The 24251-nt window shown below is 66.3% G+C and carries 22 protein-coding genes and 1 pseudogene; 3 read left to right on the forward strand and 20 right to left on the reverse strand.

Features of this window, described 5'->3' with window-relative positions:
• Positions 1-248: 248 nt before the first annotated feature.
• The 10 genes from G6N08_RS16470 to G6N08_RS16515 all read right to left on the reverse strand — a co-directional run bounded on the left by G6N08_RS16470 (position 249) and on the right by G6N08_RS16515 (position 9550).
• Entirely contained in the window at positions 249-743 is a 495-nt protein-coding gene (locus G6N08_RS16470) for a bifunctional nuclease family protein (RefSeq protein ID WP_163759011.1), read from the reverse strand.
• A 106-nt stretch (positions 744-849) separates the two neighbouring features.
• The gene (gene ftsR / locus G6N08_RS16475) at positions 850-1593 is read right to left on the reverse strand and encodes a transcriptional regulator FtsR (RefSeq protein ID WP_163759013.1); all 744 of its coding nucleotides are present in this window, start codon (positions 1591-1593) and stop codon (positions 850-852) included.
• Complete coding sequence (gene garA / locus G6N08_RS16480) at positions 1590-2075, reverse strand: glycogen accumulation regulator GarA (RefSeq protein ID WP_163759015.1); 486 nt, start codon at positions 2073-2075, stop codon at positions 1590-1592. The genes ftsR and garA overlap by 4 nt, the downstream gene beginning before the upstream one ends.
• Positions 2076-2227: 152 nt before the next feature.
• Entirely contained in the window at positions 2228-2623 is a 396-nt protein-coding gene (gene gcvH / locus G6N08_RS16485) for a glycine cleavage system protein GcvH (protein WP_163759017.1), read from the reverse strand.
• A 32-nt stretch (positions 2624-2655) separates the two neighbouring features.
• Positions 2656-3492: a DUF881 domain-containing protein gene (locus G6N08_RS16490; protein ID WP_163759019.1), complete on the reverse strand. Its 837-nt coding sequence runs from the start codon at positions 3490-3492 to the stop codon at positions 2656-2658.
• 6 nt (positions 3493-3498) lie between these two features.
• Complete coding sequence (locus G6N08_RS16495) at positions 3499-3831, reverse strand: small basic family protein (RefSeq protein WP_163759021.1); 333 nt, start codon at positions 3829-3831, stop codon at positions 3499-3501.
• A gap of 91 nt (positions 3832-3922) precedes the next feature.
• Complete coding sequence (locus G6N08_RS16500; protein WP_163759023.1) at positions 3923-4846, reverse strand: DUF881 domain-containing protein; 924 nt, start codon at positions 4844-4846, stop codon at positions 3923-3925.
• Positions 4839-5504, reverse strand: a complete 666-nt coding sequence (locus G6N08_RS16505; protein WP_246216785.1) for a CDP-alcohol phosphatidyltransferase family protein — start codon at positions 5502-5504, stop codon at positions 4839-4841. The genes G6N08_RS16500 and G6N08_RS16505 overlap by 8 nt, the downstream gene beginning before the upstream one ends.
• Before the next feature lie 10 nt (positions 5505-5514).
• The gene (gene secA2 / locus G6N08_RS16510; RefSeq protein ID WP_163759024.1) at positions 5515-7839 is read right to left on the reverse strand and encodes an accessory Sec system translocase SecA2; all 2325 of its coding nucleotides are present in this window, start codon (positions 7837-7839) and stop codon (positions 5515-5517) included.
• Between the two features lie 67 nt (positions 7840-7906).
• Positions 7907-9550 carry an acetolactate synthase gene (locus G6N08_RS16515; protein WP_163759026.1) on the reverse strand — a complete coding sequence of 548 codons (1644 nt, stop codon included), beginning with the start codon at positions 9548-9550 and terminating at the stop codon, positions 7907-7909.
• A 91-nt stretch (positions 9551-9641) separates the two neighbouring features.
• Between G6N08_RS16515 and bacA the strand changes: the two genes are divergently transcribed.
• On the forward strand, positions 9642-11561 hold the full coding sequence (gene bacA, locus G6N08_RS16520) for a vitamin B12 ABC transporter pemease/ATP-binding protein BacA (RefSeq protein ID WP_163759028.1): 1920 nt from the start codon (positions 9642-9644) through the stop codon (positions 11559-11561).
• Between the two features lie 140 nt (positions 11562-11701).
• Here bacA and G6N08_RS16525 read toward each other — a convergent pair whose 3' ends face one another.
• From G6N08_RS16525 to G6N08_RS16535, 3 genes are all read right to left on the reverse strand, one after another.
• Positions 11702-13171: an FAD-binding protein gene (locus tag G6N08_RS16525; protein ID WP_163759030.1), complete on the reverse strand. Its 1470-nt coding sequence runs from the start codon at positions 13169-13171 to the stop codon at positions 11702-11704.
• The gene (locus tag G6N08_RS16530) at positions 13168-13665 is read right to left on the reverse strand and encodes a VOC family protein (protein WP_163759032.1); all 498 of its coding nucleotides are present in this window, start codon (positions 13663-13665) and stop codon (positions 13168-13170) included. The genes G6N08_RS16525 and G6N08_RS16530 overlap by 4 nt, the downstream gene beginning before the upstream one ends.
• Positions 13666-13760: 95 nt before the next feature.
• A complete protein-coding gene (locus G6N08_RS16535; protein WP_218033392.1) occupies positions 13761-14444 on the reverse strand; it encodes a TetR/AcrR family transcriptional regulator in 684 nt (227 codons plus the stop codon).
• A gap of 120 nt (positions 14445-14564) precedes the next feature.
• Between G6N08_RS16535 and G6N08_RS16540 the strand changes: the two genes are divergently transcribed.
• Positions 14565-15011 (forward strand): nitroreductase family deazaflavin-dependent oxidoreductase, encoded by a 447-nt coding sequence (locus G6N08_RS16540; protein ID WP_163759037.1) that lies wholly within the window; start codon positions 14565-14567, stop codon positions 15009-15011.
• Between the two features lies 1 nt (position 15012).
• Here G6N08_RS16540 and G6N08_RS16545 read toward each other — a convergent pair whose 3' ends face one another.
• The 6 genes and pseudogenes from G6N08_RS16545 to G6N08_RS16570 form a co-directional block, all read right to left on the reverse strand.
• Entirely contained in the window at positions 15013-15699 is a 687-nt protein-coding gene (locus G6N08_RS16545) for an Rv1815 family serine proteinase (RefSeq protein WP_371869046.1), read from the reverse strand.
• 169 nt (positions 15700-15868) lie between these two features.
• Entirely contained in the window at positions 15869-16597 is a 729-nt protein-coding gene (locus G6N08_RS16550; protein ID WP_163759039.1) for an MgtC/SapB family protein, read from the reverse strand.
• A 165-nt stretch (positions 16598-16762) separates the two neighbouring features.
• Positions 16763-18184: a PPE family protein gene (locus tag G6N08_RS16555; protein WP_163759041.1), complete on the reverse strand. Its 1422-nt coding sequence runs from the start codon at positions 18182-18184 to the stop codon at positions 16763-16765.
• A gap of 176 nt (positions 18185-18360) precedes the next feature.
• Positions 18361-19605, reverse strand: a complete 1245-nt coding sequence (locus G6N08_RS16560; protein WP_163759042.1) for a PPE family protein — start codon at positions 19603-19605, stop codon at positions 18361-18363.
• 1377 nt (positions 19606-20982) lie between these two features.
• Positions 20983-21174 (reverse strand): annotated as a pseudogene (locus G6N08_RS16565) (GNAT family N-acetyltransferase); the annotation flags it as partial.
• Between the two features lie 101 nt (positions 21175-21275).
• Positions 21276-22394, reverse strand: coding sequence for a M24 family metallopeptidase (locus G6N08_RS16570; protein ID WP_163759044.1), 1119 nt, complete (start codon positions 22392-22394; stop codon positions 21276-21278).
• A 42-nt stretch (positions 22395-22436) separates the two neighbouring features.
• Between G6N08_RS16570 and G6N08_RS16575 the strand changes: the two genes are divergently transcribed.
• Positions 22437-23378: a 5'-3' exonuclease gene (locus tag G6N08_RS16575; protein ID WP_163759046.1), complete on the forward strand. Its 942-nt coding sequence runs from the start codon at positions 22437-22439 to the stop codon at positions 23376-23378.
• Between the two features lie 3 nt (positions 23379-23381).
• Here G6N08_RS16575 and G6N08_RS16580 read toward each other — a convergent pair whose 3' ends face one another.
• Positions 23382-24167, reverse strand: a complete 786-nt coding sequence (locus G6N08_RS16580) for a DUF4333 domain-containing protein (protein WP_163759048.1) — start codon at positions 24165-24167, stop codon at positions 23382-23384.
• Positions 24168-24251 lie beyond the last annotated feature (84 nt).

The following is a 24251-nucleotide window of genomic DNA, read 5'->3' on the forward strand; positions in this document are numbered from 1 at the left end:
CGATCGCGCTCGTTGTCACTGGCTGTCGCGGCAGTCTGCTCCGGCCCGAGTGCTTGAGAGCATACGCTTTTCGACAAGCTGTCTGCTCGCCGTTGCCATCAAAGTATGGCGATCACACCGGTCACGGGCCGCTATCCGGTGGGCGTGTCGACCTCGGACTCTCAGATGAGACGCATCCGTGATATTGGCGCCGCGGGCGGCGGACAACTCCCACCCGCCTGCGCGGCGCATCTCGCCCCGCTGGCCGCTCAGGTGGCCTTGAAATCGTCCGGTGAGACACTGTCGAGGAACTCTTTGAACTTTTCCACCTCGTCCTCGCGGACAGCGCTGGTGGACTCGTCGTCTGTCTCGTCGGGGATCAACAGACCAGCCTCGGCGAGCACCGCCTCCTCGACATAGATCGGAACGCCGACACGCAGCGCGATCGCCACCGAGTCCGACGGCCGCGCTGACACCCTGATGTTGCGGTCGAAGATCAGGTCAGCGTAGAAGGTGCCTTCCTTCAGATCGACGATCCGCACCTCCTTAAGTGAATGCCCAAGCGCAGCAATAACATCGCGGATCAAATCATGCGTCAGCGGGCGCGGCGGCTCAACGCCCTGCTGCTCGAGCGCGATGGCGGCGGCCTCCGACTGGCCGATCCAGATCGGCAGATACCGGTCCCCGTTGGCCTCGCGCAGCAACAGCACCGGTTGGTTCTGCGGCTGCTCGACGCGAATGCCCACGACGCGAACTTCAGCCATCTGTGTCTGCCCTCCGCATGGTGCCGTGTCCACTCAGATCTGGCGCGGCGGGGTGGGTCCGAACTCCGAACCGCCGAACACCAGCCTGTCGAACGAAGTCTAGTCCTCAGCGGTGAAGAACGTCGCGTACGGCGGATTTGATCAACGCCGTGTGCAACGTGATGGCCAGCGCCGCGACCTCGCGCGCTAAATCGTCAGCACGGTCACGGGCACCCGCTTTGCCGGCTTTGACCACCGGCCCGGCGATTTGCGCGATCAAGTCAGATTGCCGGTCGGCCGCAGAGCGGAACGCCCGCAAGTGCCGTGGTTCGATACCGTATTCGGCCAGCGCGCCCGCGCATTGCAGGATCACCACCGCGTGTTCGTCGAAAAAACCAGCCGGGCCGGCGGTAATCACTCCCGCCTTCAGCAGCGCTGTCAGCAGGTGGTCATCCGCTCCTGAGCGTTCAAGGAGGTCTTCCCGGGTCAGCCGCACAGGGGTGGGCGACACCGCGGTGGTGTCGGGCCCAGCGTCGGCAGCAGCGCCAGGAGTCACCGCAACCAGCCGCGGCACACCATAGGGTGACGGCGTCGGCGGCAGCTCACCATCGGGCTGCGCGTCCAGTTGCGCTTTGATCACTTTCAGCGGCAAGTAGTGGTCGCGCTGCGCGGTGAGGATGAAACGCAGCCGTGCACAGTCATAGGCGGTGAATCGGCGGTAGCCCGAAGCCGCCCGCTGTGGTGTCACCAGGCCCTCGGCCTCCAAGAAACGAATCTTGGAGATGGTGATATCCGGAAACTCCGGCCGCAGCAGCTCCAGCACCGCCCCGATCGACATCCCGGTCGGCGCGGAGCTCTCGGGCGCGGTCACTGGCTCGGCGATCCTTGTCCGTCACCTGGCTTGGGGCCGGTCAGGAAAACCAGGCGGAACTTGCCGATCTGGACCTCGTCACCGTTTGCCAGCACCGCGGAATCCACCGGTTCCCGGTTGACGTAGGTCCCGTTGAGGCTGCCCACGTCGACGACGTGGAACTCGTTGCCCTCCAACCGGAATTCGGCGTGGCGACGGCTCACGGTCACGTCATCGAGGAAAATGTCGCTATCAGGATGCCGGCCGGCTGAGGTGGTCGGCTGGTCCAGCAAAAATCGTGACCCGGCATTCGGTCCTCGTTTGACGACCAGCAGCGCCGAGCCCGGCGGCAGCCCTTCAACTCCGGACACTGCGCCCTCGACGCCCGCTTGTGCGGGAGCTTCCAACTCGCTGAGGAAGTCGGCGCGGAAAACGGATGTCGTCTCCACGGTGACGTCGTCAGAAGTCTGGTCTTTCTCCCTGTCGGTATCCTTGTCCGTCACCCGCTGCTCCTCCTGGCCGATGTGGCGTTACTGTCGAGGCCGCTCGGCCGGTTTCCTACCGGTTTTACTGTCGATGTGTCGACCGTACCGCGCACCGGTCCGCAATGTGCGCCCCACCGCAGGATCGGCGGGCCGGCTGGACTTTACCAATCTCATTCGGTCAGCGTGCCGCGGTAGGCCTGAGCGTCCAGCAGTGCCGCCATGCCCTGCTCAAGAGCGCCACTGTCGAGCTGCAGATCAATCAGCCAACCCGCGCCGTACGGGTCGGAATTCACCAGCTGCGGGGCGGTCTCCAGATCGCGGTTGACGGCAATCACTTTCGCCGACATTGGTGCGTAAAGGTCCGACACCGATTTGGTCGACTCCACCTCGCCGAAGGATTCGCCGGCGGTCACCTCAGTGCCCACGTCGGGCAGCTGCACAAAAACGACGTCGCCAAGTGCCGACTGAGCGAAGTCGGTGATGCCGACCCGCACGGTGTCTTGGCCGGTGCGACGAACCCACTCGTGTTCGGCGGTGTAGTGCAGATCGGGTGGGATTTCGCTCACGGTCATCCTTGTTGTGGTCGGTATTGTCGGTATTACTTGACGGGCTGAGCGTATTGGCGCGGTTTTGGCTGCCGCAAGGCGGTCACATCCACTCGGTCGGTTTGTTGCACCGCCATGCGCCCGCCGACGCGTTTGACGCTGTCGACCGCGCCCCCGGGGATATTCATGGCCGCGGCCAGTGTGGGTGGATCTCCAATCGCCAAAACCGAATACGGTGGGGCGAGGGTGCGGGCGTCGACGATCAGTGCACCGGGCGCCCCCATGACCCAGGTATCGACGCCCACCCGCACCGCCTGGTGCGCGTCGCTGAGCTGAATCGCCTCGGCACCGGCGGCGCGCAGCTCGTTGACCACGTCGAGCAGTGTTTCGGGGGAAACGCCCCGCTCGGGATCCTCGATCGTCACCTTGACGCCCGGGCCGGTGGCCGCGACGGTACCGGCCAGGATGGCGAGCGCAGCCAACCGGGCCTGGGCGTTTTGGATGGCGGCTTGGTCGCTGCTGCCCGACGCCTGCAAGGAGCTCAGTGTGCGCTGTAATTCCGCCACCTCGGTGTTCAGCGTGGCTTCGCGTTGCCGCAACGAATCCAGCAGCACCAGCAAATCAGCTGGCCGCGCTGTCTCCAGCGCGTCCCCGGATTCGTTCTGCCGGACCTGGGTGACGATCGCGACCCCCAGCAGTACGCACAGCAGGATCGCCAGAAGCCCGAACACCAGCTGCGAGCGGCTCCGCTGCAGCAGACCGGCCAGGCCGGTCTGCTGCAGCCGCCCGAACGCGGGCCGCGGCTGATCCGGGGGTAGCTCGTGCCGGCCGTGACGCGCCGCGGTTGCACTCTCGGGTGCGTTTCCAGATGGCGGGGCCTGGTCGCTCATGGGGTATCACGCCCCGAACAGTCGCCGTCGCAACGCGGCGGTGTTACCGAAGATGCGGATGCCCAGCACCACGATGATCGCTGTGGACAACTGTGTGCCCACACCCAGTTGATCACCCAGGTAGACGATCAGCGCGGCCACGAACACATTGAACACGAACGACACCACGAAAACCTTCGGGTCGAAAATCCGTTCCAGGTAAGCCCGCAGCCCGCCGAATACAGCATCCAGTGCCGCCACCACCGCGATCGGCAAATAGGGTTGGATCACCTCCGGCACACTGGGGTGGAAGACCAGTCCCAGGACAACGCCGGCCACCAACGCTGCTATACCGATCATTGCCGCCAGACCCCAACCGGTTCGATTGCTCTCGCCGCAACTGCTTGCACCCAATGTCGTTCCACGAAACTCTCTTCCGCGCTGTAGTCGTTCACTGGGGTCCAATCTGCTTGGCGAACTTGATATCCCGGATCGCTGCGGGGGGAAGTACCAGACCGTCGTCAGTGCTCACGCTGACACCAACACCATACGAGGCCTCCAGCAACCGCAGGCGCTGGTATCCGGGGCTGCGCTCGAATGCGTCACGCATGGCGTGCGGCGGCCCGACCGCCAGGATCGTGTAGGGACTGCTGACCGGGTTATTGTCGACCAACATCGCGCCCCCCGCCTGCCGGATCGTCGCATTGGGCCCCATGCGCACTCCGCCGACCGAGATCGCCTCCGCCCCGCTGGCCCACAAAGAGTTCACGACCAGCTGCACGTCGCGGTCCAAGATGACTTGCCGGCTGCCCGGTAGGCGTTGTTTGGACACATCGGAGAGATTGGGTCCGGCAGTTGGATCGGTGACGGTCACGGCCAAACCGGGGCCGGTGACGCGCGTGCTGGCCGCGGCCAGGTTGAGTCTGTCGAGGCTGGCCAGCAAACGCTGACCTTCGGCGTCGTCTGCCAGCGCACGGCGCTGGATGTCATCAACTTGCGCCGACAGCGCTGCGCGGTGACCGGCCAGCTCATCGATGGCCGTCTCGACCGAACGCACGCTCTGGCGCAGCACCTGTTGTTCGGCCCGCACCCCGGGTGCCGTCGACCGGGCCTGGGCGACGGCCACGGCAAAGACGGTGGCGACCAGCAGTGCGGCCGCCGCCTGCCAAAGCCAGCCGAGGATGCGTGTGCGCACGGACGGCGGTGCCCCGGAGCCGCGCCGAGCGGCTGCGGCAGCATACCCGGGATCGACGTGCTGCGATAGCAGCGCACGCAGCAGCGACGGGACCGGGATGAGCCGTGGTTGCCCCACCGCATGCACGTTGCGCCCGGCGCCGGGATCGTAACCGCCGAGAGCACGATCCGGATCAGCCACGGTCGTCCACCGTGCCCGCGAGTGGTTGCCCGGCGTCACCCGGTGTTGTGGCGCGCAGTTCCCGGCCCGTCCGGGAGACCGCAGGCATCCGGCGCACCACCATCGTCACCTGCGCCAGATACAACACCAAAGCCCAAAAATACGCGTACATACCCCAGATCAGGCAGGCCCATCCGCAGGCAAGGAGTGCGCGGCTCCACATCGCATCCCACTGACCCAACAGGATCAGCGGAAAAGCCGACATCAAGCCGAACGTCGCGGCCTTACCGATATAGGTCACCGGCAACGCCGACAGTCCCCGGCTGCGCAGCAGCGGCCACGTCGCCGCCAGCAGCCCGTCGCGGGCCAACAGCGCCACGACGATCGCCCATGGCACGATGCCACGCACACCGAATGCGATCGGGACGACGACCATATACAGCCGATCGACCGCAGGATCCAGCAAGACCCCCAGTTTCGACGCCTGGTTCAGGACCCGGGCGATTTTGCCGTCCGCCCAGTCCGACGCGCCGCTGAACATCAGAATCGCCGCTGCCCACATGTCAGCGTGCGGCACCAGCAGCACGTAGACGAACACCGGGATCAGCGCCAGGCGCGCCACACTCAGCGCATTGGGCACCGTCAGTATCTGGTCGCGCACCGGGCCGGGCTGCTCCACGACCTTAAACCTATCGGAACACTCCCGGCAGGCTCAGCGCGGAAAGCGCGTCGTCGGCCAGTGGGTTGTCGCGCACCATGTAGGTCCACGTCGACGTCGGCCGCGCCAGCTTGGACAGATCCAGCCACGGTTCATCCTCGAGAAGATCAGCGGTTTCGAACGTTTGCTGGGCCGCCTCGATCGCGTCAGCGGCCAGCGACGCGAACGCGGCGACTGCCATCCGGTGAAACTCGTCGAGCGGGTTCTGCCGGCCCAGCGCGCGCAGGTGGATGCTCTCGCGGATATCCGCCAGATACGCCAGGTGATCGGCCCAGCCACGGTCGAGGTGATAGAGCATGATCAACCTGCAGATCTTCTCCAGGCGCTCCTCAGGCAGGCGCTCGGCGAGCTCCGCGTAGCGCTCAGGTACCAGCTCGGCGAGCTCCTCACGCGCCGTCGCAGTGCGCAGCAACGCATCTCGGCGCTCGACGATGATCGCCCGCTGCTGGGCGATCAACTGGTTGTAGCGCCAGGTGTTGGCGTGGATGTCGAGCAGTTTGCCCTCAGCGACGCGTTGCGCATGATCCAATAACCTGGCCGCTTTGGGGCTGACAATCCGGCCCGTGTCATCGGTGTGCATCGGCAGCTTGTTGCGCTCGAGGTTAGCGGCGACGACATCGTCTTCCCAGCTGGAAAAGAACACCGACGAACCCGGATCGCCTTGGCGCCCGGCCCGGCCCCGCAACTGGTTGTCCAGCCGCTGGGTGTGGTGGCGACCGGTGCCGACAACATGCAGCCCACCCAGCGCAGCAACGCGGTCGTGGTCGGCCTCGTCGGAGCCGCCCAGGCGAATATCGGTGCCCCGCCCGGCCATCTGAGTGGATACTGTGACCGCACCGAATTTGCCGGCCTCGGCGATCACCCGCGCCTCCTCGGCATCGTTTTTGGCGTTGAGCACCACAGCGGGCACGCCACGGCGCAGCAGCCGCCGGTGCAGCTCCTCGGATTCGGCCACGTCGCGGGTGCCGACCAGCACCGGCTGCCCGGTCTCGTGCACTGCGATGATGTGCTCCACGATCGCGTCGTTCTTGGCGGCCACCGTGAGATAGACCCGGTCCGGCTCGTCCTCGCGGATGTTGGGGGTGTTCGGCGGTATCGGGGAGACTCCGAGCTGGTAGAACTGGCGCAGCTGCTCACCCGCCGCCAGCGCGGTACCGGTCATACCGCACACGGTGGTATAGCGGTTGATCAGTGCCTGCACCGTGATGGTGTCGAGCACCTCCCCGGTCTCGGTGGTTTCGATGCCCTCCTTGGCCTCGACGGCGGCCTGCAGCCCGTCCGGCCAGCGCTGGAGCTGCGCGATGCGCCCGCGGGAGGCGTTGATCAGATGCACGGCGTCGTCGCGCACGATGTAGTGCACATCGCGCTGCAGGAGCACATGCGCGTGCAGTGCGACGTTCACCTCGGTCAGCGTGGTGCCCACGTGCTCTTCGGAGTACAGGTCGATACCGCCGAGCGCGCTTTCGATTTTGCGCGCCCCGGCCTCGGTGAGGTGCACGTTGCGGTTATCAGAGTCGGTGTCGTAGTCGACGCCGGGCTCCAGTTCCCCGACCAGCCGGATGATCTCCAGCCGCGGTGTCTCCCGGTGCGTGGTTCCGGCCAGCACCAGCGGCACCAGGGCCTCGTCGACGAGCACCGAGTCGGCTTCGTCGATCAGCGCCACATCCGGGTTCGGCGACACCAGGTCGGCGACGTCGGTGACCAGCTGGTCACGCAGTACGTCGAAACCGATCTCGTTGACCGAGGCGTAGGTGACGTCGCAGGTGTAGGCCGCCCGGCGCTGCTCGGGCGTGGACTCGGCGGTGATCCAGCCGACCGTCAGGCCCAGCGCCTCCAGCAGCGGACCCATCCATTCGGCGTCGCGGCGGGCCAGATAGTCGTTGATGGTCACGACGTGCACGTGCCGGCCGGCCAGCGCATAGCCTGCCGCCGCGATCGCACCGGCCAGGGTTTTGCCCTCCCCGGTGGCCATCTCGATCACATCACCGGCCAGCATCCGCAACGCTCCCAGTAGTTGCACGTCAAACGGCCGCAGCCCGGTGGAGCGCTCGGCAGCTTCCCGGGCGATGGCGAGAAACTGCGGGATGTCGGCGGATCCGGCGAGATCATCGAGTTTGAGCAGCGCGGCAGCTTTGCGCAGCTGCTCGTCGTCGAGACCGGCGGCCTTTTCGCTGTAGTCCGCTGACGCGTTGACCAGAGCCAGCGAACGGCTTTGGTTCTTTTCCGTGGTGGCGCCCAGCAGCCGCCAGAACCGGCTGCTCAGACGCCCCGGCAGGACGCTGGTGGTATTAGGCACAGCACAACGGTACGCGGTGACCGGCCGCGCGTGAGCGTGCCTGTCTGTGCCCGCCCGCGGTCGCGCCTCAGGCCAGGTTCGACCGGCGGGGATAGGCGACGGTGGGATCGGTGAGCACGTTCACGACGGCCGGCAGCGAGCTGGCGAAAGCGCGCTCGAGCGCCGGGCGCAGCTCGAGAGGAGTGGACACCAGCTCGCCATGGCCGCCCAGCGCGCGGACCACCTCGTCGTAGCGGGTGCCCGGACGCAACTCGGCAGCCACCGAATAGCCGTAGAGCGCTTCCATCGGGTGCTTCTCCAGGCCCCAGATGCCGTTGTTGCCGATCACGGATACCACCGGCACCCCGTGGCGGACCAGGGTGTCCCATTCCATGCCGGAAAACCCGAACGCGCCATCGCCCTGCAGCAGCACGACCTGCCGGTCCGGGGCCGCCAACTTCGCAGCCAGCGCGTAGCCCGGCCCCGAGCCGAGGCAGCCGAAGGGGCCGGGATCCAGCCAGGCCCCCGGAACGTAGCTGTCGACGACCCGGCCCGCGTAGGAGCCGAAATCGCCGGCGTCGATGACGACGATCGCGTCGCGGTCCAGCAGCGGCGCCAGCTCCGCGTAGATCCGCATCGGGTGCAGCGGAATCCGGTCATCGGTCAATTCAGTGTGTTCAAGGTCGCGGGCCGTGCTCTCGGCTGCGCGCAATGCGCGAATCCAGTCGGTGTGACCGCTGCCGCCGGCATCGGTCAGCGCTGACAGTGTGAGCGCCAGATCCCCGTAAAGTTCGGCCGCGATCGGCCGGGGATGCTCGCGTTCCGGCGCCACACGGTCGGCCACGACGAGCTGGGTGTGTGGTCCGAACACCGTGCCGAAGCCGAGCCGAAAATCCATCGGCACACCGACCACCACGGCAACGTCAGCCTCCCCCAACGCTTGTGCCCGTACCCGGGAGAAAGCCAGCTCGTGGTCGGCGGGAACGGTGCCGCGGGCCATCCCATTCATCAGTACCGGGATCCGGTTCGTCTCGGCGAGCCGCAGCAGCGCCGTCTCCGCGTGGCCCCACCAAACATTGGTTCCCGCCATGATCACCGGTCGTCGCGCCGTGGCCAGGAGGCTCGCAGCGCGGTCCAGGGCGTCTCCGTCGGGGGCCGGACCAGCCGGCAGGTCACCCAGTGCGCCCGGGCGCGCGTCGTCACCAGCCATGGAGAACACGTGGTCCATGGGGAAATCGACGAACGCCACGCCCGACGGGGGGGTGACCGTTGCCCGCAACGCGTCGTCGACGAGCGTGCCCGCGTCGTCGGCCGAGGATGCGGTGGCGGCGAATCGTGCCAGCGGCGCCACGACCGGCACATGGTCGATTTCCTGCAGCGATCCCATGCCCCACCGCTGCGCCGGTGCCCGCCCGCCCAGCACCAGCAGCGGGGAGGAGTTTTGCTGCGCAGCCGCCATCGCGCTCATCCCGTTGGTGACACCAGGTCCCGCGGTCAACACGGCCACACCCGGTGTGCGGGTCACCTTCGACCAGCCCTCGGCGGCGAAGGCGGCGGTCTGCTCGTGGCGAGTGTCGATCAGCCGGATGCCCTCGCTGCGGCAACCGTCGTAGATGGAGAACAGATGACCACCGGAGAGGGTGAAGACGGTGTCGATGCCGCTGGCCCGCAACCGCCGGGCGATGAGCTGGCCGGCGTGCACAGTGTGGGTCGGGGCTGTGTCGGTAACCATAACCGGAGCCTATCCGCAGACCTCGGGTACCTTCGCCGAGAGGATGTTCCCGCAGGCGCCGTTGTGGCGCCCGGCCGCAAGGAGATGTCGAATGGGTTCGAAACCGTTCACACCATCCATCGACTGGGGCCATGCGCTGCCCGACTCGTTGTGGTGGATAGCACAAGCATGGGCGATCAGCGCTGTCTGCGTTGTTGTCATGCTGGTCGTGCTCCGATATGCCGCGCCGTGGGGCCGTCAGTACTGGCGGGTCACGCATGGCTATTTCACCGGGGTCCGTGCCGTGCCGGTGTGGCTCATGCTCGCCGTATTGCTGCTTTCCGTCATCGTGGCGGTGCGGCTGAACGTGCTGCTCAGCTATCAGGGCAACGACCTCAATACGGCCGTGCAGAAAGCTGTTGAGGGCCTTGCGTCGGGCAATGACGAAGTTAAACGTTCTGGCATTCATGGCTTTTGGATGTCGCTCGGTATTTTCTGCGTGCTAGCGGCGATCTTCGTGGCCAGGGTGATGGCCGATATCTACCTGACCCAGCGTTTTATCATCGCGTGGCGGGTGTGGCTGACCGACCATCTCACCAACGACTGGCTCGATGGCCGCGCCTACTATCGGGACCTGTTCATCGACAACACAATTGACAACCCTGATCAGCGCATCCAGCAAGACATCGACATTTTCACCGCAGGAGCGGGCGGCACTCCGAACATTCCGTCCAACGGAACCGGCAGCACACTGCTGTTCGGGGCCGTCGAATCGGTGGTGTCGGTGTTCTCGTTCACCGCAATTTTGTGGAACCTCTCGGGACGGCTGAACGTCCTCGGCGTCGAAATTCCGCGCGCAATGTTTTGGACGGTCATCATTTACGTGCTGGTCGCCACAATCGTTGCCTTCTGGATCGGGCGCCCGCTGATTTGGCTGAGCTTCCGTAACGAAAAACTCAACGCCGCTTTCCGTTACGCGCTGGTGCGGTTACGGGACGCCGCTGAGGCGGTGGGCTTCTGGCGTGGCGAGCGGGCCGAACGCTCCCAGTTGTGGCAGCGCTTCACCCCAATCATCGACAACTACCGCCGCTACGTTCGTCGCACCATCGGGTTCAACGGGTGGAACTGGTCGATGACCCAGCTCATCGTGCCGTTGCCGTGGGTGATTCAGGCGCCGCGGTTGTTCGCAGGCAAGATCCAGTTTGGTGACGTCACTCAGACTGCGACCGCGTTCGGCAATATCGAGGAGTCGCTGTCATTCTTCCGTAACCAATACGACGCGTTCGCTGCCTTCCGCGCGGCCATTATCCGGCTGCACGGGCTCGTGGACGCCAATACCCGAGGCCGGGAGCTGCCGGTCCTGGCCACCGCACCCAGCGGCGACGGCTCCGTTGAGCTCGACGGTGTCGAGGTGCGCACACCACAGGGCGCGCAGTTGATCGACCCGCTGGACATCCGCCTCGACCGCGGCGACTCGCTGGTGATCACCGGCCCGTCCGGAAGCGGCAAGACGACACTGCTGCGCAGCCTCGCCGAGCTGTGGCCCTACACCTCGGGGACGCTGCGGCGTCCGGATGGGGATTACGAGACCATGTTCTTGTCCCAGTTGCCGTATGTTCCGCTTGGCGATCTGCGCGCTGTGGTGTCCTATCCGAGTGCCCCCGGGGAGATCCCCGACGACGTGCTGCGGGAGGCGCTGGCGAAGGTGGCACTGGCTCACCTTGGTGAGCGGCTCGATGAGCAAGCGGACTGGGCCAAAGTGCTGTCCCCCGGCGAGCAGCAGCGCGTGGCCTTCGCGCGGGTCTTGCTCACCAAACCGAAGGCGGTGTTTTTGGACGAGTCCACGTCGGCGCTCGATGAGGGTCTGGAGTTCGCGCTCTACCAGCTGCTGCGCAGCGAATTGCCGGACACCATCCTGGTCAGCGTCAGCCACCGGCACACCGTCGAACAGCATCATGAGCATCTGCTTGAGCTGCTCGGTGAGGGCGAGTGGCGGCTCAGCCGCATCGAACGGGAACCCGCGCGGGTCTAGCGCCCCCTGCCGCGGCGAGCGTGCACACATGTGCGGTGCACGCGGCGTGTCGGCGTACAGACACGCACGCTCGCGGTGGAAAAGTCAGCGCGCCTGCGCGCCCCCGGCCCTTCTGGCCGCGTGCGCTCCGGCGCAGGGTGTCAGCGCGCCTGCGCGCCCCCGGCCCTTCTGGCCGCGTGCGCTCCGGCGCGGCGGCCGAAGAACGATCCCTCCCCCAGCTGGGTGCCGCTGGCATATCCCTTGCCATCCTGGGCGATATTGGACGCGCACGCCCCGACGGCATACAAACCCGGGATGACGGCCCCGTCCTCGCGTAGCACCTCGCCGTCCACCGTGGTGGCCAGCCCACCGATGGTGAACCCGGCGTACATCGCCTTGCCCAGCGACAGGTCGAACGCACCCCAGGGCCCTTTGTCTTGGGGCGCAAGGAATTCCGGCTGTTTGTGAAAATCGGGGTCTTCGCCGCGGGCGGCATAGGTGTTGTAGCGCTGCAGCGTCGCGGCGAGATTGCCGGGTGGTATGCCCAGCGCGGCTTCCATCTCTTCGACGGTTTCCCAGCCGTCGATCAGCGGGATCAGCGGGACCTCGGGGTTGGCCAGGTGAGCCTCGTCGACGATCAAAAAGGCGGCACTGTCAGGCTGGTCCATCACGAACCCCGACGTGCGCGAGTGATAGGAGTCCTCGGCGACGAAGCGCTGCCCGAGCTTGTTGACGATGATCCCGGTCAGCAGAATCGCCGGCGGGTAAGCCGGCGCGGTGATGAAGATCTGGTCCATGTGCTGGGTGGCACCGCCGGCCGAGATACCCATCCGGATACCCAGCCCGTCGTCATAGGTGTTGCCCAGCACGAACGGCTTCTCCGCCAGTTTCGGGGTAAAGGCGGCCACCATCTCCTTGTTCATCACAAACCCCCCGGCGGCGATGATCACCGACTTCGCCCGCACGGCACCGGTTTCCCCGAAATGTTTCCACATCACCCCGGTCACCGCCGGCCCGTCCATCACCAGCTGCGTGGCCCCGGTCTCGTAGCGGATCTGCACTCCGAGGCTGGCCGCTCGCTTGAGCAGCAGGTCGATTACCAGAGCCGCACCGCCGGTGTCGCCGGGCACCGGCACCTTATGCCCCCGCGGCGCAGGCGCGGCTATCTCACAAAACGGCCATACCTTCTCGTTGCCGGTATACATCAGCCCTTCGGTGTTGGGCTGGATCACCGCCTTCTCCGGGTAGTAGCTGCGCTCGAACTGGAAACCCAGATCCTCCAGCCAGGTGAAATGCTCGACACTGCCGTCGCAGTAGGCGCGGATCTTCTCGTGGTTCGGTTGCCGCGACACCGCGACGAGATACTTGTACATTTCCTCGGGCGAATCAGCATGACCGGTCGCCTGCTGCACCGCGGTGCCGCCCCCGAGGTAGAAGTGCCCGCCGGCCATGGCGCTGGTGCCGCCGGCGGCCGCGGCGCGTTCCAGCACCAGCACCCGCGCGCCGGCCGCCGCCGCGCTGACCGCCGCACAACCGCCGGCTATCCCGAAGCCGATCACCACCACGTCGACGTCATCCGACCATGAGGTCACCTCGTCCGCGTTGACTGTCGCCGGTATCTCGGTGCTCACTGCTGCTCCCGTTTGATGTCGTCGAAAAAAGCCCTGACTTCGGGCGGGATGTAGGCGATTTCCAGGAACGGCACTCCCGCCCGCGGCGCCGACACATACGCGAACCGCATCCCGCCGGGCATCACGCCCTGCTGAACCACCGTTGCGCCGTGCCCGACAGCCGCCGCCAGTGCCGCAGCGAGATCCGGATTCTCCGCCTCGACGCAGATGTGGTGCAGTCCGGGCCCGTGATCGGCGAGAAAATCACTATAGATGCTCTGGCCACGGACCGGCTGGATCAGCTCCAGCTGCATGTCCGCGAGGTAGCTCAACGCAATGCTGGCGACGAAATCGGCCGGCTCGCCGCGGTAGCGGCACGTCTCCGGGCCGAAATGCACCTCCGGTATCCGCACCCACTTCTTCACGCCTAACAGGCTGGTGAGGGCCGTTTCGGTGACGTCTAACTCGGGGGTCACCCACGCGATCTGCACCGGCGACCCGGTGGAAAGGCTCATCGCCTGGCAGGATAGCCCAGCGCTTCACCCGACAAAAAGCCGTTGCCGCCGTCACGGCGGCAGCGCCGCCCGAGCGTGGCTGAACGTGTTCTCATTCAGTGTGCGGTCAGCATCCCCACCAGCAACCGCACCGTGGTGTCGAACAGCGCCTCCGGGTCGGTCAGCGTGTCGGCACCGTAGCCGCCGAACACCTCTAGGCTGATTGCGCCCACCAGCCCGGCCCAGATGACGAAGCACCTGGCCACGACCGGATCGTCACCGGGAAACCCGAACTCATGCCGAATCCGGTCAAAATCCGACGAGACTGGTTGCGGCGCAGGAATATTGGTCAACATGATATCCCCGGTCGCAATCCCGGCGGCGACAGCGTCCAACAATGCCCCGACGACCCGGGTACCGGGTCCGACGGTGCGCTCCGGCGGTGCCCGATAACCGGGGACAGGGCTGCCGTAGAGCAGCGCCCAACTCGCCGGGTGCGCCAGGGCCCAGCGCCGGACCGCGTGCGCGATCGCGATGACGTCGTCGCTCCACACGTCCGAGACCACGTCGCGAGCCCGGTCCACGGTGTCGGCAAGGTCCGTGTAGGCGTCGACCAGCAGCAATGTCAGCAGTTCGTCGCGGTTGGAGACGTACCGGTACACCGCGGAGGACACCATGCCCAGTTCGCGGGCGATCGCGCGCAGCGACAGCCCCGCCGCACCGCGATCCACCAGGTGGCGTCGCCCGAGTTCGATGATTTGCGCTTCGATCCGCTCCCGCGACTCCTGGCGTTTGCCCACGTGGCCAGTGTGACACAACCGAGATCACCGCTCTTGAATTTCGGCGGGGGGTGTGGCACTGTTACTAGCACAGAGAGAGCGGTGCTCTCGACACGCCGACCCGAGGCGAGAGGAAACGCGGTGTCCGCGCGATATACCGAACCCACCAGAGCGGCGCGCGCGGCTAACACAGTCGTCCGCCGCCTCGCCGACCTGGGAATCAGCGTCGCAGGCACGCAGGTGCTTCGTGTCCGTGGCCGCAGGACCGGGAAACGTCACGCCGTGGTGGTGAACGTGTTGACCGTCGACGGCGTGGACTACCTCGTTGCGCCGCGCGGCGACACCGACTGGGTACGCAATGCCCGGGCCGCGGGTGTCGTTGAGATCGGACCGTGCTGGCGCAGGCGGATCACGCCCATCACCGAGGTGGCCGACGCCGCCAAACCTGTTCTGCTGCGCCGCTACCTCAGCCGGTGGTATTGGCAGGTCAAGAAGTATGTTGCAGGGCTGACACCGGATTCCGACGATGCGGCGCTGCGCGCAGCGGCGCCCTCGATCCCGGTGTTCGCGCTGAGGACTCCCGGCTGACTTAGCCGAGGGGCGCAGCGAGGCTGGTGGTCACCCCGACATCCTCGCGGACTTGCTCCGAAACGGTCCGCCAGGACACCGCCGCGGGAAATTGGCCCCACATGCTGTTGAATATCCCGACGATCCTGGCCGGAGCCGCGGGGCTGGTCACGTAGACCGGCCCGCCTGAATCGCCCTTCTGGCTGATGACACCGTTGGCCATGGTGAACCAGCCGTTGTTGACGCGTTCGACGGTGCCGCAGCTTTCACCGGTGATGATGCCGAAATGGCACACCGCCTCGCCGGGCTCGACCACCAGGCCCGGCTCGGAGACCAGCGGACGCCCCCCGGGCAGGATGTTGTTGGCCACCACGTCATCGGCCAGCACGATTGCTTCGTAATCGGCGATCATCTGGTTGGTGCTCACCGTGGAACCGCTCGGCGTGTTGTCCCGATAAGCGGCTTGATGGCCAATAACATTGCCGTCCTTGTCGGTGACCGCCTCGCCGCCGCGGCAGTGGCCGGCGGTGAACGCGACCTTCAGCCCCGGGTCGACGTACGCCAAAGTGCACACCTGGTTGCCCTGGCGGATTTCCATTCCCGGGAAGACGAGTACGGGAGCAGCGTTGGCCGCTACGGGCGACGGGCCGGCCGCGAGCATCGCGGTGGCGACCATTGCGAACAAAGGCCTCGTTAGTCCGTGCACCATTGCCTCCGATCCGCCGGGGCCGGTGCGCAGTGCCCGGCCGCATGATTACCACGGTAACGATTCCAGCTCGCACCGGGCCGCCGTCTGAACTTCGCCCCGGCCCGGTGGCGCAGCGGCGGGCGCTGCCGCTCGGCGGTGCAGGCGGCGGGGCGCGGGCCTCATTCGGGCTCTAGTTGTTGTGCGGCGCCGGCGGCGCGGGTTCGGATTGGTCACCGGCATACCAGTGCACCGCCTGGATGCCCGGCTGCAGGGACAGTTCGGCCACTAGTCGCTCAAGCCGTGCCGGCGCATGTCCGTCCATGAGCAGGTATGCGGTCAACACCACGTTCTCGTCGCCGGCACGCCCGGTGTGGATTCCGCGCAGGATGACGTCATTGGTGCTGGTGTGTTGAACGATTTGGGCGCGTGCGTATTTCTCGCTTTTGGGGCGGCAAATCAGCTGGACCTGGTATGGCCGCTGGTCCTCGGCCTCCTCGACGACATTGTCGTGGTCGATCAGCCGTCCGAGTGGACGCCCCACCAAGTGGATTCCCACCACGGTGGCGGTGGCGATGAACGCAAACACCAGATGCCCGGCGGCGGCCAGCACCCCGACCGCAGCCGAACACCACAGCGTCGCAGCGGTGTTGAGCCCACGGACGTTGAACCCTTCACGCAGGATCACACCCCCCCCAAGAAATCCGATCCCCGACACTACATATGACGCCACCCGGGTGGGGCTGTTGTCGTTGGTCGCCACGGCGTAAAGCACGAACAACGTGGCACCGGTCGCGACCAACGCGTTGGTGCGCAACCCGGCCATGCGTGCGCGCCACTGCCGCTCCAGGCCGATCAGGGCGCCGCAGCCCAATCCGACGGCCAGTCGCAGCGCGAAATCGGCGACGCTGAGCGTCTGCATGATGCGGTACTCCTTCCCGACCGCGAGGCCAAGAAGCCGCTGGCAGCGCGGCCCGGTGTGTGGACCGCGCAAGTGACAGCAGCCAATCACACGCAGGTAAACAGCAGGTGAGCCGGCCCGCCCTGGATGGCGGGGACCGGGCCTAGGCGCGGTGCATACGGGTCGTTAATTCGACTGCGCCCGCGGCGGCAAAGATTGGGAATGCTCGCCGGAAGACACGTGCACCGCATGAAAGCCCGGTTTCTTCGACAGCTGATCCAGCAGGTTTTCCAGGTTCGCCTTGTCGGTATGCCAGTGCTGTACCGACTCCGGGTTCTGTGCCACTTCGGCCAGGGCGCGCTGCAGGTCGTCCGGTGTCTGGCGGGTTGTGCCCGGGGTGTTGCGGGTGCTAGAGGCAGCTGCGCGGTTCACGGCGCGTGGCACGGCAGCGCCCAGGGCGCCTCCTGCCAAACCGGCCATGACGAGTTGAGCGGTCAGGCTGCCACCACTCTCTGGCGCGGCCGCGGGGGCGGCTGCGGCGCCGGCGCCCTGTAACGCGGCGGCAGCCAGCCTGACCGTCGGGGTGGCTGCCGCCCAGCTCGGCGGCACCGATAGGGTGCCCACCAGACCGGCGTGGCCCACCTCCGCGGACACCACCGGCCCGGCACCGCCGAGGCTGGCAAGGCTTGCCGGTCCGGCCGCTTGCGTGGTGCCCAGCCCGGCGGCCAGCGCAGATCCGCCGCTTGCCGCTGCCCCGGCAGCTGCACCTGCCGTGCTTTTCAGACCCGCAGTCGATGCCACCAAGGCCAAAATGGCGGTGATCATCACGTCGTTAGCGGGCAGGATGAATTTCGGGATCAGCTCGACATCCGCGCTGATCGACGACAGGCTCTGCATCCCGGCGAAGCTTTGCGCGGCCGACAGCAGCCCCTGGACCGGGTCGGGGGACGTGACAATCGACGCGAAGCTTTGCAGGGCGGTGGGTACCGCGGAGAACAGTTGCGTGAACTGCGTCTTCGCGCTGCTGACGACCGACCCGACGCCAGCTTGGAGGATCGCCAAGAGCTGACCCAGCAACCCACCCGGCTCGGTGGTCTGCGGGGGCAAGGTGAACGGCGTCACCTGCGTGGCGGCCGCCGACTGGCTGGCATAGTTGGTCATCGCGGCGGCGTCCTGGGCCCACATTTCCCCGTATCGGGCCTCGGTGGCTGCGATGGCAGCAGTGTTCTGGCCGAAGATGTTGGTTGCCACCAGCGACGCCAGTTGGCTGCGGTTGGCTGCGATCACCGGCGGGGGCACCATCGCCGCGAAGGCGGTTTCGTAGGCGGCGGCCGCCGCCTTGACGTGCGCCGCGGTCTGCGCAGCCTGCGCCGCAGTGGTGTTCAGCCAGGCCACGTAAGGTGCGGCTGCGGCCGCCATGGCCGCAGATGATGGTCCCTGCCAGGTGGCCGTCAGCCCGGAAATGACCGAACCGTAGGACGCTGCTGCCGACTGTAGCTCGGCGGCTAAACCATCCCAGGCCGCTGCGGCGGCCATCATCGAACCCGATCCTGGACCCGCATACATGCGGCCGGAGTTAACCTCTGGCGGTAATAAGGCGAAATACATGGCAAACCTCTTAATTCGTCGTCATTACTCTGGGGGTCGCGCCGGGCGCATCGGGCCCGGCGCGATCGTCCACCACCGCCATGTCCGGCACACAGTCCACTGCGCTGTGGCGCTGATGCCGGATTTCTGGGTGGTTGTCATCGATGTGTCTTCAAGTTGGGAAAGACGTGGTGGGCCTATTTGCCGGCCTCGGGTATCACGAAGATGTTGGCGGTAACGGCCGGAGCAGCGGGAGTCACCCCGCCGGAAATGCCGACGGATCGAGCGGCGCTGCCAGCGGTACCGGTCAGCGCTCGCCCGGCCAGGCCGGACAAGGCCATGTTGCTGAACAGGTTTCCCTGGGTGTCTGCGAAAGCCGCGGGCGCGACCCCCAGCTGGGTTTGCGGCATCACTGCGGCAGCTGTCCTCACCGCTGGGGCGGCTGTCGCCCAACCCTGGGGAACCGACAAGCCGCCGATCACGCCGGCGCGACCGATACCCGCCGATACGGCCCCGCCGCCTAAACCTGTGGACGCCAGCATATGCGTGCCCGCGCCGAGGCTGCTTTCCAGCAAGCTTGCGCTGCCCACAGCTGACGCTTTGCCCGCGACACCGGCGAGATTCACTCCGGCTTGCGGTAAAAGGTAACTCTGGAAGCCCAGCAGGTAGGGCACCCCGGCGATGGTGAAATACGAAAACGGGGATACCGAGCCAGTCCAGAAACTGGCGATCGTGTTGAGCGAGGACGCCAGGGACGACGGGGGTGACGCATCAGCCGCTGCCGACGACGCGGGGACTGCAAGACTCTGCAGTGCCTGCGGCACCGCGGAGATCAGGTGTGGCAACGTCTGCACCTGAGTGCCCACCGCCGTACCGGTGGCGTGAGCGACTGCGGCAGACTGGCCGGCCAGTGCCGCCGAGTTGGTTGTCTGCGGCGGCTCGGCGAATGGCGTCACGCGCGACGCCGCGGCCGATGAGCTGGCGTAGCCGAACATGGCGGCCGCATCTTGAGCCCACATTTCGGCGTAATGTGCTTCGGTCGCCGCGATCGCGGGGGTGTTCTGACCGAAAAAATTGGTCGCGATGAGCGACATCAGCAGAACGCGGTTGGCCGCGACGACCGGTGGGGGCACCGTTGCGGCAAAAGCGTTTTCAAAGGCCGCTGCCGCGGCCCTTGCCTGGGCGGCCGTCTGCTCAGCCTGGACGGCGGTCGCACTCATCCATACCGAATACGGTGCGGCCGCAGCCACCATCGCCGCGGACGAGGGCCCCTGCCATACCCCAGATAGTGCCGAGATCACCGAGTTGTAGGAGGCCGCCGCGGCGTGCAACTGGGTGGCCAGCTCGTCCCAGGCCGCGGCAGCCGCGAGCATTGGCCCCGAACGGGGACCCGCATACATCCGACCTGAGTTGATCTCCGGCGGTAACATTCCGAAATCCATTTTTCACCTCTCGATGTTTCGGTCAGCTGCGATCGAATTCGCAGCACTTATGACAAACTGACAAAACGGGCTGCGCGGTTGTCGGCGGGTACTCCCGGCGATACCACGCCGGTGACGATAAAAGTCTTCTACCCTCCTACTCAGCGGTGTCTGTGATGATTGTCAACTAGTTGCTGTGGCTTGAGGATAATTCGCCATCGTCAACGTTGAAATGTGCTCATCGGTGCCTCAAAACGTATGACAAACTCGAAAGTATCATTGGGCGCCGGGCGTTCTTGGTCGATCCCGGAGGTCGCCGCGTGTCGCCAGATTGCCCGATAGTGGTGGTGCTCAATCGAAGAACCATGGGAGGATCCGCGGCTGAATGCCCCACCGCCGTTACCGTGATAACCAGCGATTATCGGTGAGCGTGTCGTGAGCGATTCCCGGTCCGTTCGGGAACGAACACCGGTCATCGGGCCGAAACGAGTGAATGAAGCAGCGGTTATGCCCATCGGTCAAAAAGGTTAGGCCCAGCGGGGATACGATGACGATCACGGTGGAACGTGCTGACGACGCCTTAGTACTGTAGGGCCTGGGCAGGCCGATACCCTGAGAGTTGCCGCACAATTCGGTGACGATTTGCTGACTGCCGGATCAACTGGTCAGAGTGCTCGCTCTGTTCGGGTGCGGTAGTCAAACGCAAGTCGGTGCTCTGTTTGTGGCAAAACGCAGCCCAGGCATATGTCGGCGGGAATTGTCCGTCGAACTGCCAGATTCGCCAGGATGGCATTCAGCGACTTTTAGCTGAGCGCTGATCAGTGGTATTGCGTTGCCGGGCCGGGCAATGGTGTTAACCGTGTTCGCGCAGATACGAATTGAAATCCCCGCAAATGGTCGAGGCATGTCATGGCCTGCTCCTCCTCATGCACCGCGCTGAGCATCGATAGACTCATCACAATATTCGCAGGCGCTCACGATTTCGCTAAAGGTTTGTGTGCGCGGCGCACGCCATTATCACGCCAGTGGTTCGACAATCGTTAAAGGGAACGGTCGTGTGAACCCGCGTCGCGCCGCACGGCTGCGGTGCGGTTGCCCATCATCGCCGGAGCAGCCCCGGTCGGGTGCGAAACGTTGAGCGCGGTCAAAGATTTCGCGTCGTCATGTGCACGGCACCGGCCGGCGATGCATGGCCTTCCCCTCCGCCACGTCACCAAGGACGTGGCAGCGGTATGCGGGCGGCGTCAGTGCCCTCCGCTGCCGGCAACAGCCGCCTGCAACGAGCCAGAGCCACCGCTGCCGCCGTCATCGCCGTCGCCCCCGCTGAGATGTTGGGGGCAATACTGATCCGCGGCGATCACGGCGAACTTAGCGGCGCCGACAAGGGTGAATCCCGGGGTCCAATGTCATCGCCATCACCGCCTCGCTGCCTCGGCGCGAGATACCCAGCAAGGCCGCGATCGCCTCGACAGCGGACCGCCGATCGTCGGCCTCCACGATCGTGTCGAGCACCTCATGACGACGTTCGAGCGCGGCGAACAGAGCGTCGGCGATCTCGCGGCGGCCGGCGACACGGTCGTGATCGGTCATCGCCTCAGGGTAGACCCGGATCCACAACGGGCGCTCGCCCCTCGCACGCTGCGGGGACCGCGACCACGCTCCGGCGGCGCCCGTCCGCACCATGCGCGGGCTCAGGCCGGCACCACGACCAGCTCATGCGGCCGGTGATTGAGGGATATTGCGCCTTCGTCGGTCACCACAACGATGTCCTCGATGCGGGCACCCCACTGGCCGGGCAGGTAAATGCCCGGCTCGACGGAGAACACCATCCCGGCGGCCAGCGGCAAATCGTTGCCCGCGACGATGTAGGGGTCTTCATGCACCGATAGCCCGATACCGTGCCCGGTGCGGTGGATGAAATACTCGCCCAGCCCGGCTTGGGCCAGCACGTCGCGGGCGGCGGCGTCGACCTGGTGCGCGGTCACACCCGGACGAACCATGTCCACGGCTGCGCGCTGGGCGCGTTGCAGCACCGAATAGTGTTGGACGACTTGGGGGTCCGGCGTCCCGATGCTATACGTTCGTGTTGAGTCGGAGTGATACCCCGGTTCGCACACCCCGCCGATGTCCACCACAACAAGGTCACCCCGCTGCAGCCGGCGATCCGAGCATTGATGGTGCGGGTCGGCACTGTGCGGCCCGGACCCCACGATGATGAACGCCACCTCCGAATGACCTTCGGCGATAATAGTTTCCGCGATATCAGCGGCCACTTCAGCTTCGGTGCGACCCGGCGCCAGAAACTGCGGCACCCGGGCATGCACCCGGTCGATGGCCGCGCCCGCCCTGCGCAGCGTGTCGATCTCGCTGGCGTCCTTGACCATCCGCAATCTGCCCAGTACCCCGGTGGCCAGCAGCGGCAGCACACCGAGCACCCCGGCCAGCGGTAACAGGTGCAGTGCCGGCATGGAGTCGGTGACCGCGATCTCGGGGCCGTCCAGGACCGCAGCGACCAGACGGTAGGGGTCATCAGCGTCGACCCAGTCCCGCACCGGCAGTTCCAACTCAGTGACCACGGAGTCGGTGAACGCGGCCAGCTCCAGCCGCGGCACCACGAGGGTTGGTCTCCCGCGGGCGGGCAGCACCAGCGCGGTGAACCGTTCGAATGTCTGTGCGCGTGAACCGATGAGATAGCGCAGGTCATATCCCGGAGTGATGACCAGACCTGCCAGGCCGGCGGCTGTGGCGGCGGCCGCGGCCGCAGCGAGCCGACGCGAATAGACGCCCGCGTCGAATCGGCCAGCATCCACGGCAGCCAGGCTATCCGCCGCACTGCTGGCAGGATGACGGGCATGTCCGCACCGCTGCTGCTGCTCGACGGTCCCAGCATGTGGTTTCGCTCCTACTACGGGGTGCCGTCCTCGATCACCGCCCCGGATGGCCGGCCGGTTAATGCGGTGCGCGGGTTCTTCGACTCGGTGGCCGCGCTGATCACCCGGCAGCGGCCAGACCGGCTGGTGGTGTGTCTGGACCTGGACTGGCGTCCGCAGTTTCGGGTGAACCTCGTCCCGTCGTACAAGGCGCACCGGGCGGCTGAGGACGGCCAGCCCGAGGATATGCCCGACGAGCTGACGCCACAGGTCGAGCTGATCCTTGAGCTGCTGGAGGCGTTCGGCATCCCGACAGCGGGCGCTGCGGGCTTCGAAGCCGACGACGTGCTGGGCACGCTGGCCGCCGCCGAGCGTCTCGACCCGGTGGTGGTGGTCAGCGGCGACCGTGACCTTCTGCAACTGGTCGCCGACCATCCCGTCCCGGTGCGGGTGCTCTACCTGGGCCGCGGACTGTCCAACGCGACGATGCTGGGGCCGGCCGAGCTGGCCGACCGGTACGGCGTGCCCATCGCACGGGCCGGTCCGGCCTACGCTGAGCTGGCACTGTTGCGTGGGGATCCATCCGACGGGCTGCCCGGTGTGGCGGGTATCGGGGAAAAGACCGCAGCCGCCCTGCTGGCCCGGTACGGCTCGCTGGACGGGATCCTGGCTGCCGCCCGCGCACCGGCGTCGCCGATGGCCGCGGGTGTTCGGGCCAAACTGCTGGCTGCCCTCGACTACATCGCGGCCGCAGCCCCGGTCGTGCGAGTGGTCACCACTGCGCCGGTCAGGCTTTCGACATCCACCGACACGCTGCCGCGGACGCCGGCTGACGAAATCCGCGTCGACGAGCTGGCAACTCGGCTGGGTGTGGGATCGTCGATCGGGCGGCTGCAGAAAGCCTTGGCTGCGCGCTCGGCGTGAACCCTATTTGGGTCGGCCGACTTCGTAGGTGCCCTTGTTGTCCTGGAACGTCACCGTCACCTGCCGCTTGGTGCCGTCGATGCTGACCTCGCAGTTGAACGTGGCGCCCTTCTTCACCGTGGGATTCTGGCCGTTGTTGCATTTGACGTCTTTGACGTTTTTCGCCCCATACCCGTTGGTCTCATCGCTGAGGATCTGCTGTACACCGGCCTGGGCCTTGGTGATGTCGAGTTTTGTGGTGACAAAAAACCCGGGCTCCCAGAAACCCAGTACCAGCACCACGATGACGACAACGGCAGCGAACACACCCACCACCGTGCCGATGACCGCAGCCGAACGCTTTGAGCGCTCCGAGGGCGGACCGTACTGGCCGGGTTGCTGCGGAAACTGGCCGGGCGGACCGTACTGGCCGGGTTGCTGCGGAAACTGGCCGGGCGGACCGTACTGGCCGGGCTGCTGCGGAAACTGGCCGGGCGGACCGTACTGGCCCGGCGGGCCATACTGGCCGGGCGGACCGTACTGGCCCGGTTGCGGGTAGCCGGGCGGCGCCTGCGGGTACTGTTGCGCCGGCGGATAGAACTGAGCCGGCGGCTGCTGGTATTGCGGATACTCGGTGGGCGTATAGGCGGGTGCCTGCCAGGCCTGCTGATCGCCGGGTTGCTGGCTGCCCGGCTGCTGCCACGGCGAGGCCTGACCGGCCGGCTCACCGCTGGTGGATTGCACAGTCTCACCCTCCGACCGTTGCGGCTGCCACGGCGTTGTCGGGTCAAATCCCTGCGGTTCGCTCATCGTGTGTCTTGGTCCTCTCAGTGCGGGCTGCGCTTCGTGTGAACTGCTTGACCGCTTGTCGCCGAATGTAACCGTAGCTGGCGC

It is taken from the genome of Mycobacterium botniense (genome assembly GCF_010723305.1).
Lineage (GTDB): Bacteria > Actinomycetota > Actinomycetes > Mycobacteriales > Mycobacteriaceae > Mycobacterium > Mycobacterium botniense.

Bases quoted from the DNA above. Each gene is read 5' to 3' on its own strand.
- G6N08_RS16470 (WP_163759011.1), bottom strand. From the start codon at position 743: ATGGCTGAAGTTCGCGTCGTGGGCATTCGCGTCGAGCAGCCGCAGAAC.
- G6N08_RS16490 (WP_163759019.1), bottom strand. From the start codon at position 3,492: ATGAGCGACCAGGCCCCGCCATCTGGAAACGCACCCGAGAGTGCAACC.
- G6N08_RS16495 (WP_163759021.1), bottom strand. From the start codon at position 3,831: ATGATCGGTATAGCAGCGTTGGTGGCCGGCGTTGTCCTGGGACTGGTC.
- G6N08_RS16515 (WP_163759026.1), bottom strand. From the start codon at position 9,550: ATGGTTACCGACACAGCCCCGACCCACACTGTGCACGCCGGCCAGCTC.
- bacA (WP_163759028.1), top strand. From the start codon at position 9,642: ATGGGTTCGAAACCGTTCACACCATCCATCGACTGGGGCCATGCGCTG.
- G6N08_RS16530 (WP_163759032.1), bottom strand. From the start codon at position 13,665: ATGAGCCTTTCCACCGGGTCGCCGGTGCAGATCGCGTGGGTGACCCCC.
- G6N08_RS16545 (WP_371869046.1), bottom strand. From the start codon at position 15,699: ATGGTGCACGGACTAACGAGGCCTTTGTTCGCAATGGTCGCCACCGCG.
- G6N08_RS16550 (WP_163759039.1), bottom strand. From the start codon at position 16,597: ATGCAGACGCTCAGCGTCGCCGATTTCGCGCTGCGACTGGCCGTCGGA.
- G6N08_RS16555 (WP_163759041.1), bottom strand. From the start codon at position 18,184: ATGTATTTCGCCTTATTACCGCCAGAGGTTAACTCCGGCCGCATGTAT.
- G6N08_RS16560 (WP_163759042.1), bottom strand. From the start codon at position 19,605: ATGGATTTCGGAATGTTACCGCCGGAGATCAACTCAGGTCGGATGTAT.
- G6N08_RS16575 (WP_163759046.1), top strand. From the start codon at position 22,437: ATGTCCGCACCGCTGCTGCTGCTCGACGGTCCCAGCATGTGGTTTCGC.
- G6N08_RS16580 (WP_163759048.1), bottom strand. From the start codon at position 24,167: ATGAGCGAACCGCAGGGATTTGACCCGACAACGCCGTGGCAGCCGCAA.